The sequence below is a fragment of the Cyclobacteriaceae bacterium genome, assembly GCA_025808415.1.
Lineage (GTDB): Bacteria > Bacteroidota > Bacteroidia > Cytophagales > Cyclobacteriaceae > UBA2336.
The window spans coordinates 1023389-1035426 of the sequence record CP075525.1 but is presented as its reverse complement, the minus strand read 5'-3'; the positions used below and the strand labels follow the sequence as shown (position 1 = coordinate 1035426).

General features: G+C 39.5%; 15 protein-coding genes and 1 pseudogene. 15 read left to right on the top strand and 1 reads right to left on the bottom strand.

Going from position 1 to position 12038, the window contains the following annotated elements:
- Positions 1-3 precede the first annotated feature (3 nt).
- A pseudogene (locus tag KIT51_04780) lies at positions 4-1067 on the bottom strand (IS3 family transposase).
- 25 nt (positions 1068-1092) lie between these two features.
- Between KIT51_04780 and KIT51_04775 the strand changes: the two are divergent.
- The 15 genes from KIT51_04775 to KIT51_04705 all read left to right on the top strand — a co-directional run bounded on the left by KIT51_04775 (position 1093) and on the right by KIT51_04705 (position 11914).
- The gene (locus KIT51_04775; GenBank protein ID UYN87577.1) at positions 1093-1839 is read left to right on the top strand and encodes a hypothetical protein; all 747 of its coding nucleotides are present in this window, start codon (positions 1093-1095) and stop codon (positions 1837-1839) included.
- 179 nt (positions 1840-2018) lie between these two features.
- Positions 2019-2510: a hypothetical protein gene (locus KIT51_04770; GenBank protein ID UYN87576.1), complete on the top strand. Its 492-nt coding sequence runs from the start codon at positions 2019-2021 to the stop codon at positions 2508-2510.
- 279 nt (positions 2511-2789) lie between these two features.
- Positions 2790-3386, top strand: a complete 597-nt coding sequence (locus KIT51_04765) for a hypothetical protein (protein UYN87575.1) — start codon at positions 2790-2792, stop codon at positions 3384-3386.
- Positions 3387-3638: 252 nt separating this feature from the next.
- The gene (locus KIT51_04760; protein UYN87574.1) at positions 3639-3974 is read left to right on the top strand and encodes a nucleotidyltransferase domain-containing protein; all 336 of its coding nucleotides are present in this window, start codon (positions 3639-3641) and stop codon (positions 3972-3974) included.
- Complete coding sequence (locus KIT51_04755) at positions 3943-4275, top strand: DUF86 domain-containing protein (GenBank protein ID UYN87573.1); 333 nt, start codon at positions 3943-3945, stop codon at positions 4273-4275. The genes KIT51_04760 and KIT51_04755 overlap by 32 nt, the downstream gene beginning before the upstream one ends.
- A 175-nt stretch (positions 4276-4450) precedes the next feature.
- Entirely contained in the window at positions 4451-5044 is a 594-nt protein-coding gene (locus KIT51_04750) for a hypothetical protein (protein ID UYN87572.1), read from the top strand.
- A 157-nt stretch (positions 5045-5201) separates the two neighbouring features.
- Complete coding sequence (locus KIT51_04745; protein UYN87571.1) at positions 5202-5603, top strand: hypothetical protein; 402 nt, start codon at positions 5202-5204, stop codon at positions 5601-5603.
- A gap of 174 nt (positions 5604-5777) precedes the next feature.
- Positions 5778-6269 (top strand): hypothetical protein, encoded by a 492-nt coding sequence (locus KIT51_04740; GenBank protein UYN87570.1) that lies wholly within the window; start codon positions 5778-5780, stop codon positions 6267-6269.
- A gap of 277 nt (positions 6270-6546) precedes the next feature.
- Positions 6547-7308: a hypothetical protein gene (locus KIT51_04735; protein ID UYN87569.1), complete on the top strand. Its 762-nt coding sequence runs from the start codon at positions 6547-6549 to the stop codon at positions 7306-7308.
- A 226-nt stretch (positions 7309-7534) separates the two neighbouring features.
- Positions 7535-8131 (top strand): hypothetical protein, encoded by a 597-nt coding sequence (locus KIT51_04730; GenBank protein UYN87568.1) that lies wholly within the window; start codon positions 7535-7537, stop codon positions 8129-8131.
- A 224-nt stretch (positions 8132-8355) separates the two neighbouring features.
- Complete coding sequence (locus KIT51_04725) at positions 8356-8916, top strand: hypothetical protein (GenBank protein ID UYN87567.1); 561 nt, start codon at positions 8356-8358, stop codon at positions 8914-8916.
- Between the two features lie 165 nt (positions 8917-9081).
- Entirely contained in the window at positions 9082-9600 is a 519-nt protein-coding gene (locus KIT51_04720; GenBank protein UYN87566.1) for a hypothetical protein, read from the top strand.
- 243 nt (positions 9601-9843) lie between these two features.
- The gene (locus KIT51_04715) at positions 9844-10371 is read left to right on the top strand and encodes a hypothetical protein (protein UYN87565.1); all 528 of its coding nucleotides are present in this window, start codon (positions 9844-9846) and stop codon (positions 10369-10371) included.
- Between the two features lie 4 nt (positions 10372-10375).
- On the top strand, positions 10376-10576 hold the full coding sequence (locus KIT51_04710; protein UYN87564.1) for a hypothetical protein: 201 nt from the start codon (positions 10376-10378) through the stop codon (positions 10574-10576).
- Between the two features lie 744 nt (positions 10577-11320).
- Entirely contained in the window at positions 11321-11914 is a 594-nt protein-coding gene (locus KIT51_04705) for a hypothetical protein (protein ID UYN87563.1), read from the top strand.
- Positions 11915-12038: the final 124 nt, after the last annotated feature.

The following is a 12038-nucleotide window of genomic DNA, read 5'->3' as shown; positions in this document are numbered from 1 at the left end:
GGCCAGCATGTCCGCAGGACTGCGCCCTTCGAGCGCATCATGTGGACGGTCATAGTTGTAATCATTCATCCACTCATCAGCTAGGATTCTTACCTGGATAAGGGATTCAAATAAGTACGCATCGAGAACATCTCTTCGGAAGCTTCCATTGAAACGCTCGATGTATGCATTCTGTGAAGGCTTGCCCGGTTGAATAAACTGAAGCTGGATGTTGCGTTCTTCGCACCATAGGCCGAGTTTGCTTGAGATGAATTCGGGGCCATTATCAACCCTGATTCGCTGTGGTTTTCCTCTCCATTGAATGACTTGTTCAAGTACCCGTATCACTCGCTCAGCCCGTAGCGAAGTATCAACTTCAATAGCAAGGGCCTCACGGTTAAAGTCGTCCAGCAAGTTGAGTACTCTGAACTTGCGACCCGATAGAAGGGAATCACTCATAAAGTCCATCGACCAGCTTGCATTGATGTGGCTAACAGCCTCCAGGGGCTGAAGAACGCGTGCTGGTAATCTCCTTTTTCCTTTTCGTTTCATATTCAACTTCAATAATTTATACACCCGATGGATGCGTTTGTGGTTCCACAACAATCCTTCTTTCCTTATCCTGAAATACATTTTCCAAAATCCTTCGGTAGGCCGTTTCTCAGCTAAGTTCTGGAGTTTATCAATCACCGCATGATCGTCCGTCTTACTTCGATAGTAGTAAACCGAACGTGAGAGATCCATCACTTCACAGGCCCGACCGAGGCTGACTTGAAAAGTCGTTCTCAGATAATCTACACGGGTTCGCTTCTCAGCGGGCCTTAGAACTTTTTTCCCAAAACGTCTTTGAGCATCTTGTTGTCCAGCGCCAGGTCACCATACATCTGCTTGAGCTTCCGATTTTCTTCCTCAAGCTCCTTAACGCGCTTAAGTTCGTTCATCTCCATACCTCCGTACTTAGCCTTCCAATTATAAATAGTGGCTTTGGACACTCCGTGCGAACGGGCAATGTCCTGGATGTTTTTGCCAGCATCAAACTCCTTGAGAATAGTGAAAATCTGGGCTTCGGTAAATCGTGTTCTTTTCATTTTTAACAGTTTAAAGTTAGACCTTTTGTCTAATTCAAAACTGTCCTATTTTCGGGGGAGCTTACACCAAGACTTTAAGACAATTCAGTCTAAGGACATTTTAAATAGCCGCTCTCTAATAAAAAATAAGATTGTCATCATAGGCTACTTAGGGGCAGAGGATGAAAACTATTTCAAGACCCAACAGACAAAAAAGTCGTCTTCAAAGACCCATGGGACTGTAATTATAGCAAACGTAGTGCTCGACATCCTCAGTGACTTGGATAAAAAGATGAATACGAATGAACCTGTCAATAAGTACACTGAGTACATCATGAAGCATCAAAAAACGACAACTAAGACACCTCCTATAAATCTATTCAAAGGAGAGAGGGCTTATGTATCCAATGAAAAACCGTTAATTGTTAGGGGAGCAAACACAGGCGACACGGTTAACATCTACATGATGACATTGATATTCAAAAACAAAAACTACAACGCTTATTTAATTTCTGAGGACACATTCAACCCCGACCTTGTAACAACTGACCAAAACGGAACCCAAATTGACAAGCTTAGACTTGTAGGAGAATTGGGAGAATCAAAGGCAGACTATGAACCAATTGAAGAAGCTAAAATATTTAGTGAGTCTAAAATTATTCTAACTGACAGTATCTTCTCATGGACTTTAGACCAAACCAGACAAAGAATCAAGAATTCTGAGAAGGTTGAAATTAAGGTAAGTCAATACAAAATTGACGAGACAGGAAAAATTGTAAAAATAGAAGAGTGAGACGAGGCACTACCGCCAACAAAAAGTTTATGCCAGCTGCGGGTGACGTGTAGGTATAAAGTTTAGTTTTCTTAATTTCGTTCGGACACGTGGGACAAAGACGCGCTTCGCAAGCCGCAGCCGTCATAAACTCAAACGTTGGGCGCAAGCCGCGGACACCCAATAAACATGGGACTAAAATGAAGATTAAGGAATCGATATTGGCTCTAACGACTTTGCTCTTATTGAGTGGTTGTGGACCGACTCTTTATTCGAAAAAGGAATTGCGGACTCAGGCTATTCCGACCGAGTTACAGAATAAAACATGGACACTAAGGAAAATTTACAGTGAGAAAATTCTGGACTCGTCATACACGACTGAGTTCAACGGTTCCAACGGGACGGAGAATTGCTCATTCACCTTTCAGTTTGCTGACAGAGGAGAGTTAATAATGACATTCAAGGAGTACAAATTTAAAGGAGTTTACTTGGTCAACGGGGACAAATTCAAACTTGTTTACAGTGGTTTCAGAGAAAAAATCGTTTGGACAACAAATCCTGAATGCAAAATCACACCGACACAATTGGGTTATGTTTTTAACTGGAGAGAATTTGAATTCCAAATTCAGGGACAGGAACTGACTCTAAAAAATAAAACGGGCGACAGTTTGGTAATGACGACCAACATTTAAGCGCTGACCGCTCCGTCTGACCTTAAAGCACAACTGCGACAAAGTAACGTTTGACAAAGAAGATTTCACAACCGACAACGACTGACCAAATTAAAACGGTCGACAGAACGGCCAGCGCCCAACAAAATGCTTCTGCAATAGGGCAGTGACGTGTACGTTCAAAATGCTATCTTCGTTCCGCGTTTGGTGTCGTGGGACAGTTTAGCGTTTCAAAGCGCCCTACTGCAGAAGCACAAACGTTGGGCACAATGCCGTTGGACAGACACGACTACTTAATAAATGAAGACATTCATTACCGACATTATTCCAAAGATTCAAAGATTCAGTGATAAGCTGGACAATTTGACTCTATTGACAAATCAGCATTGGGTATTAATAGACAATCTTGAGACAGAGAAACAAGTATATCTTTTTAGACCTAATAACGAGCTTCTGATTTCAAAAAATGGAAAGGTTGAAAAGGGCAAGTGGGAGTATCTTGGAAATAAATCATTACTTATTGACCAGGGCGACCAAGCATTTTTATTTAAGCATGGCTTCTTTGATGAAAATCTATTAGCACTAAAAATTGACAGTAAAGATGAATATGCATTATTTGTCAATGAGAATAAATACAATGGAGACCTGAACTCATCAATTAAGGTAATTGAATTCCTTACCGACAATTATTTGTTTAAAGACAGTAGAAATCAAATTGAAAATCAGACTGGTATAAAAATTACGAAAACGGAGAGAGAACCCACTCCAGAAGAATTAAAAGAGATTGAACAAAGGAGAATAAAGCACGAGAGAGAAATGGGACTTTTTAAAATGTTCTTTTTTGGACTAATGATTCTGCTTGCAATCTTTCTGCTAATACTTTACGCTATGGATTGACAAAGAATAATAATTGGGATGACGGCACAGTGCCCAACACCGTGTTTATTTAATTGCGGGGTTCGGTATGTCAATTCAAATTCGTTTCTTAATTTAGTCCGCTGTAGGCGGACAGTTGCGGAGCAAGTCGGGCTTAACATTCCGCTACGCTCCATTTTTTAGCCCTCCTACTCCCGCAACTAAATAAACACAAAACGTTGTGGGCAAACCCGCCTCAAAAAATTTCGACCAAAAAATTAAGTATATTTGGACATGGATTTAATGACTTTAATAAAGGAGAGATACGGTGACTTTGTGGAACTTTGCCGTTCACATAGGGTGGACAAAATCTATGCTTTTGGGTCATCCATTACTGACCATTTTGACCCCAATAAAAGTGACATTGACTTAGTTGTTAAAGTTGACATTGACGACCCCGTTGACCGTGGAGAAGCCCTTCTTTCACTATGGGACAAACTTGAAGCTTTATTTAAACGAAAGGTTGATTTATTAACGGAGGACTCCATTAGAAATCCTTATTTAAAAGCTAATATTAATCGGACAAAAAAGTTAATCTATGACGGAGAAGGAGAAAAAGTTTTTGTCTGACATAATTAGCTCAATCGAGTTGATTGAGAACTTTACCAAAGATTTAAAATCATTTACTGAATACGAAAAGGATTTAAAGACCAAAGGAGCAGTAGAAAGACATTTGGGAATTATTGGAGAAGCTGTTAACAAGTTCTCGAAAGAATCAAAAGACAATGACTTAAAGAATGCCTCTCAAATAATAAGTTTAAGGAACAGATTAATTCACTCTTACGACAATGTTGACGACTCAATTATTTGGTCAATTGTTACACGACACATACGACCACTTAAAGATGAGGTTAAGAAAAAGATTGAGTAAAGGCGGGTCAGCCCACAACACCAGGTTTGTTTAATGGCGGGCGACACAGTCGCCCGTAGTGTCAACAAGTTTATTTATATTCGTGTAGGCGGACAAATCCGTTGGATTTATCCGCCACTAAACAAACCCAAAACGTTGGCAACAATGCGCAAAAAAATTCTCGACCTAAAATAGGATGAACAAACAATCTGTATTTATCCTTCTGACTTTATTGACCTGCTCCACTGTACTTGGACAAACAAGGGTTACAACGACTGACTCCCTTCGAATTAAAATTCGGTGCGAATCCTTTTTTGATTGGTATATCGACCTTATAAAAAAAAATGAAATAAAAGACTTTAATCCTCAATTTGTAAGGACAGCAGACGGCATGACGGACCTCGATTTTACAAATTATCGTAATGGACTTAAAGACAACTTCTTTACTGACGAATTAATAAACGACTTAGTTAAAAACTTTAAAGACTGTCAAGGTAATTTAAAAACTATTCCATACGAGAGATTTAAAGACTTTACCGACTTAGACCAATTTGAAAACATCAAGTGTGACTTCTGTAATCGCTATGAGTTTATTGGTGGAATGGAACCAATAGATGGAGCAAATGTGACTAAAATCAAAAAACTAAATCGAAAAATAGTTGAAGTTACAATGACACTTTTTTATCTGACTGACAATAAAAAGCAAGTACACGGACAGACAACAATGACTTTGCAACGACATAAAAAGAATATTTTTTGGAAAATAAATAATATACGGACTGGAGTGTAATAGCGCACAGTTGCCAACACCAGGTTTGTTTAATGGCGGGCGACACAGTCGCCCGTAGTGTCAGCAAGTTTATTTATATTCGTGTAGGCGGACAAATCCGTTGGATTTATCCGCCACTAAACAAACCCAAAACGTTAGCGGCAACTCGCTCAGGACAATGAAGACCTTGGAAAATAACTGGAGACAAAAATCAATTGAGAATTTAGAAAAGGACTTTTGGGGACAACCACCAAAGGACTCGACTCCATTGGTCGACAAGGTTCACCGACTGCGGACAATTCAAATTGAAAAACTAGAGCCAAAGGACATAAGATTATTAATTGGTCAAAACGTTGGACTTAAATTTTTAATACCCGTTGCGTTGGACATTTTGCAGCACAACCTATTTGTCGACACTGAATTGTTTGAGGGTGACCTATTAAAAAGTGTAATCACGGTTGACAATAACTTCTGGAACGACAACAAGGAATTAAAAGACCAATTGGACGGCTTACTCAAGTCATACAGTGACGAGGACAAGGAAAAATTTAGAAAGGGTAACTTTGACGAGTGGACTTGAGCGAGCAGCCGCTAACAGCAGCTATTTGCAATGGCTGGGTGACGTGTTGGTAAAAAGTTTTATCTTCGCTATTACGTTTGGTCACGGTGGACAATAACGTTTTCAAAAGCCAGCCACTGCAAATAGCCAAACGTTGGGCGCAAGCCGCGGACACCCAATAAACATGGGACTAAAATGAAGATTAAGGAATCGATATTGGCTCTAACGACTTTGCTCTTATTGAGTGGTTGTGGACCGACTCTTTATTCGAAAAAGGAATTGCGGACTCAGGCTATTCCGACCGAGTTACAGAATAAAACATGGACACTAAGGAAAATTTACAGTGAGAAAATTCTGGACTCGTCATACACGACTGAGTTCAACGGTTCCAACGGGACGGAGAATTGCTCATTCACCTTTCAGTTTGCTGACAGAGGAGAGTTAATAATGACATTCAAGGAGTACAAATTTAAAGGAGTTTACTTGGTCAACGGGGACAAATTCAAACTTGTTTACAGTGGTTTCAGAGAAAAAATCGTTTGGACAACAAATCCTGAATGCAAAATCACACCGACACAATTGGGTTATGTTTTTAACTGGAGAGAATTTGAATTCCAAATTCAGGGACAGGAACTGACTCTAAAAAATAAAACGGGCGACAGTTTGGTAATGACGACCAACATTTAAGCGCTGACCGCTCCGTCTGACCTTAAAGCACAACTGCGACAAAGTAACGTTTGACAAAGAAGATTTCACAACCGACAACGACTGACCAAATTAAAACGGTCGACAGAACGGCCAGCGCCCAACAAAATGCTTCTGCAATAGGGCAGTGACGTGTACGTTCAAAATGCTATCTTCGTTCCGCGTTTGGTGTCGTGGGACAGTTTAGCGTTTCAAAGCGCCCTACTGCAGAAGCACAAACGTTGCCGGCAATTTATCCTGGGACAAATTCGACTAACGAATGAAATTCAAAAAAATAAATGACACCACTGGGACAGGACACCACTCATTGGTTGAAATTGATGACTTTGAATTCGTTAGTCCGACAAAACAAATTTCAGAAATGCTTATACGGTCTCAAATGTTTTTTGAGCGTGACTTTCTCAGATTTGCTGGCTTCCCTATCGACAATCCAATTGGACAAAATATATTGCTCAAACGCGCACAAGAGGAGTGGAATAAGAAGTACGAAAAATTAAAGACGACTGAAATACCTGAATCATTTTTAAAGGTATTAACTACCGACTCAAAGAAAGACCAAATCAAATTGTTAAAAGGTGCATCACTGACAAGCGAGCAACTACTTGCATTCTTAATTAAAGCCGGAGAGGAACACGGTTACGTTTACAGTCAATATCGAGGAGAACATCTTCCAAAAGGATTTGAGACAAAAGACCTACCGACTTTAGCAGAAGTTACGGAAGATGGAGACGTTAAGATTATTGGAGAAACACCCATGACAAAGGGACAAGTAAAGCATAGCATCGAGAAAAGACATGTAGCCGTTTCAAAGTTTTTGGACAAAGATGAAAAATGGCATTGCCTATTCTTAACTTATAAGAGTTTAGGCGGAGAAGAAAATTACAAAGACGGACAACCGCATTTGCATTACATTTCAAATTCTTGGGGGTTGACAAGGGAGTATGTTGTGGGACAACTTAAAAGCAAGAACTATCAGCTACCAAGTTTACCGCACATCGACTTTGAAAGACCACCGAAATAAGAGTTGATATGGATAAACAGCCGGCAACAAAATGTTTATGCAATGTGGGGGTTTGGTGTTAAATTAAAGTTTATGTTTCAAAATGTAATGTGGTCACGGGGGTCAGTTCGGAGCAGGTCGGGCTTAACATTCCGCTGCGCTTCATTTTTAAGCCCTCCTATTCCCCACACTGCATAAACACAAACGTTGGGCACAATGCCGTTGGACAGACACGACTACTTAATAAATGAAGACATTCATTACCGACATTATTCCAAAGATTCAAAGATTCAGTGATAAGCTGGACAATTTGACTCTATTGACAAATCAGCATTGGGTATTAATAGACAATCTTGAGACAGAGAAACAAGTATATCTTTTTAGACCTAATAACGAGCTTCTGATTTCAAAAAATGGAAAGGTTGAAAAGGGCAAGTGGGAGTATCTTGGAAATAAATCATTACTTATTGACCAGGGCGACCAAGCATTTTTATTTAAGCATGGCTTCTTTGATGAAAATCTATTAGCACTAAAAATTGACAGTAAAGATGAATATGCATTATTTGTCAATGAGAATAAATACAATGGAGACCTGAACTCATCAATTAAGGTAATTGAATTCCTTACCGACAATTATTTGTTTAAAGACAGTAGAAATCAAATTGAAAATCAGACTGGTATAAAAATTACGAAAACGGAGAGAGAACCCACTCCAGAAGAATTAAAAGAGATTGAACAAAGGAGAATAAAGCACGAGAGAGAAATGGGACTTTTTAAAATGTTCTTTTTTGGACTAATGATTCTGCTTGCAATCTTTCTGCTAATACTTTACGCTATGGATTGACAAAGAATAATAATTGGGATGACGGCACAGTGCCCAACACCGTGTTTATTTAATTGCGGGGTTCGGTATGTCAATTCAAATTCGTTTCTTAATTTAGTCCGCTGTAGGCGGACAGTTGCGGAGCAAGTCGGGCTTAACATTCCGCTACGCTCCATTTTTTAGCCCTCCTACTCCCGCAACTAAATAAACACAAAACGTTAGCGGCAAGGCAAATATCGAGTGACATGACTTACGACTTTTATGCAGACAAAAGCGACAAAATAGAAATACTTAATTTCATTTTTCGCGAGACAGATTTACAAATATTTGACTGTGACTCCGCATTTGGACAAGAGATAAATGAATACAAAACGACTGACGACATAAATTTAAAATTCGATTTAGAAAGCGGTGGACAATTCGCCACTACATTTCAACTATGGACACCGAGATTTAAGGGGGACTTGAATTTTAGAAAAGTAGACTTAGACCCTAAACACTGTAATGGGCACACGTTTCGTTACTCGACTGACGGCTGGGGACTAATTCAGTTATACTTTGGCGGACTAAAGAATAATGAGTTAAATCGGTCACACATTGGACATCAAAGTGAAAAAAGAGCATTGACTTGGGAGACCAATAACAAAGAGATGGGACGAGTAAATAAGTGGGACTGGAAAGAAGTTGAACAAACTGGACGTAAGCTCAAATACCAAATCAATAAAATGGCAGTGAGAAAAATTAACACGTTTGGTGTTTTAATTGGAGCGGACAAATTGGAAGGACAAGGAATTAAGTTTAGGTGAATTTGCCCAGCCGCTAACAAAATGTTTCTGCAATGGTGCCGTGACGAGTTGGTATTAAGTTTTATCTTCGTTCAACGTTTGGTTTCGTGGGACAGGACGCGGCTTCGAAAAGGCACCACTGCAGAAACACAAACGTTGTAGGCAACCGCGCGGGACAATTTATCAATGGAGAAAATAATTAAACGACTGACATCTTACTTCAAAAAGGACTGGGACATTGACGACTATCCTATTGAAATATACCGTAACGAGAATGCTGGAGAAGACAAAGTAAAATTTGGAGCTAAAGTAATATACTGGGTTGCAATGGTTGGATATGGGGAGACGAAAGAGAAGGCTTTGGAAAATCTGAAAGAAAGCTTCAAATTATTTAAGGGCAATAATAAACTGCCGAGACCTGGGACAAGAGTTCCTTTGCAATTTGCATTAACTGAAGTCTTAGACAGCTACGAGGACATAGCAGTGGACTTTTTTGAAAAGGTAATTGGACTGAGTTACTATGACTGTTTTGTATCAGACCAAAGCAGTTTAACTGACTTTGAAACCATGAATGGGACAGACAACGTTGACAAATTCAAGCAGGACACAATTTCAAAGACTAAGGAATTCTTTGGAGTGGACATTTCTTACACGTACGACAAATATCTAGTTGACGTTTTTGAACAAATAAAAAATAAGGTGTAGGCGCGGTAGCCTACAACAGCAGCTATTTGCAATTGCGGGGTTTCATGTTAAATTAAAGTTTATGTTTCAAAATGTAGTTCGGTCACGGGGGACAATTTTACAGCAGGTCGGCTTTAACATTCCGCTGCGCTCCATTTTTAAAGCCTCCTATACCCGCAACTGCAAATAGCCAAACGTTGTGTGTAATGCCGCTGGACAGAAAATCCGTCCTAAAAAAGTGAGTGAAAATGATTAAATTGTGAGGTGAAAAAACGACAGAAAATACACTTAGATTTTGAGATTGACTCACTGACAAACTCCATTGTAAATACCTTTACAGGGGACAGTTTTGACACCGATATAACCCGATTGACAAAGGCCGACCTTAAGACGGTGACCAAGAAGAAAGGTTGGTCATTTAATTGGGCTCAGGAATTAAGGCAAAACGACCGAGAAGTTTATAAATTGACAATTGTAAATAATCCGACAGTAATTCAAGGACTAATAAGTTTTACAATTAGGACAGATAATGTATTCATGCACTTACTTGAAAGTGCCCCGTTCAACATTGGACAAAATAAGATTTACGAAGGAGTAGCAGGGAATTTAGTAGCATTTGCTTGTAAGACATCATTTAAGAATGGACTTCAAGGATTTGTTTCATTCTTTTCAAAAACCAAGCTTATTGACCATTACGAGAAATCTTTAGGAGCCTACCATTTCGGTGGACACCTAATGGTAATTTCGACTGACCCTGCACAAATTTTAGTTGACAAATATTTTAAAGAATAAAGCTATGGGACTAATTAAAGAACCAGAAGGAGTTGACTTTGTGATTAAGAGTAGACCCTTAACAAAAAAGGAAGAAGAACTATTGAGTAAATTTATTCGAGAGCATAAAGCTAAACGATTAAAGAAACTTAGTGCTAAAAAAACAGCGTCAAAAAGGACAACCTTAAAGACAAGAAAAAGAACGACTGCCAAAAGAGTGGGTTGATGCGGCACTACACACAACACCGTGTTTATTTAATTGCGGGGTATTGTGTCCTTATTCAAATAGGTTTCTTAATTTAGTCCGCTGTAGGCGGACAGTTGCGGAGCAAGTCGGGCTTAACATTCCGCTACGCTCCATTTTTAAGCCCTCCTACTCCCGCAACTAAATAAACACAAAACGTTGTGCACCATGCGAATTGCGAGCTTCGCAATGGGTGACAACGTAGAATTCATAAACCGTTTTTCAATCGTAGTTAACGGCAGACACGCAATCTACTTCGTTCATCTCCACTGCCACCGCGCGACAATCAAGTTTCAAAATTACGTTTGCTGACTGTGAGACAATGTCGGCTTCGGTAGACGGTTCCGCGACTGTATCAAAAGACAAATTGGGACACGTGTGCGCAGACAGTTTTCGGCTTGATAATCAAAATTATGGTCCGCAGATAGTTTAGGCTTTTGCCCGCGCGCACGTGTTGACACCGCACATCTGTCTACTTCGGGCGACAAGGACTTGGTTTCATGATAACATTTTATAACTGTAGACTTAGACTCGTTTCTTTATAACGTTCGACAGAATGCACGGTGCACAACACTGTGCATATTGCATGGCGGGGGACGCTTGGCTAATTCGCGCATCTCTCCTATCTTCGTCCTGCAACGGTGGACATTGCGCATTCCATAAACGCCACGCAATATGCACCCACGTTGGCAACAATGCGCAAAAAAATTCTCGACCTAAAATAGGATGAACAAACAATCTGTATTTATCCTTCTGACTTTATTGACCTGCTCCACTGTACTTGGACAAACAAGGGTTACAACGACTGACTCCCTTCGAATTAAAATTCGGTGCGAATCCTTTTTTGATTGGTATATCGACCTTATAAAAAAAAATGAAATAAAAGACTTTAATCCTCAATTTGTAAGGACAGCAGACGGCATGACGGACCTCGATTTTACAAATTATCGTAATGGACTTAAAGACAACTTCTTTACTGACGAATTAATAAACGACTTAGTTAAAAACTTTAAAGACTGTCAAGGTAATTTAAAAACTATTCCATACGAGAGATTTAAAGACTTTACCGACTTAGACCAATTTGAAAACATCAAGTGTGACTTCTGTAATCGCTATGAGTTTATTGGTGGAATGGAACCAATAGATGGAGCAAATGTGACTAAAATCAAAAAACTAAATCGAAAAATAGTTGAAGTTACAATGACACTTTTTTATCTGACTGACAATAAAAAGCAAGTACACGGACAGACAACAATGACTTTGCAACGACATAAAAAGAATATTTTTTGGAAAATAAATAATATACGGACTGGAGTGTAATAGCGCACAGTTGCCAACACCAGGTTTGTTTAATGGCGGGCGACACAGTCGCCCGTAGTGTCAGCAAGTTTATTTATATTCGTGTAGGCGGACAAATCCGTTGGATTTATCCGCCACTAAACAA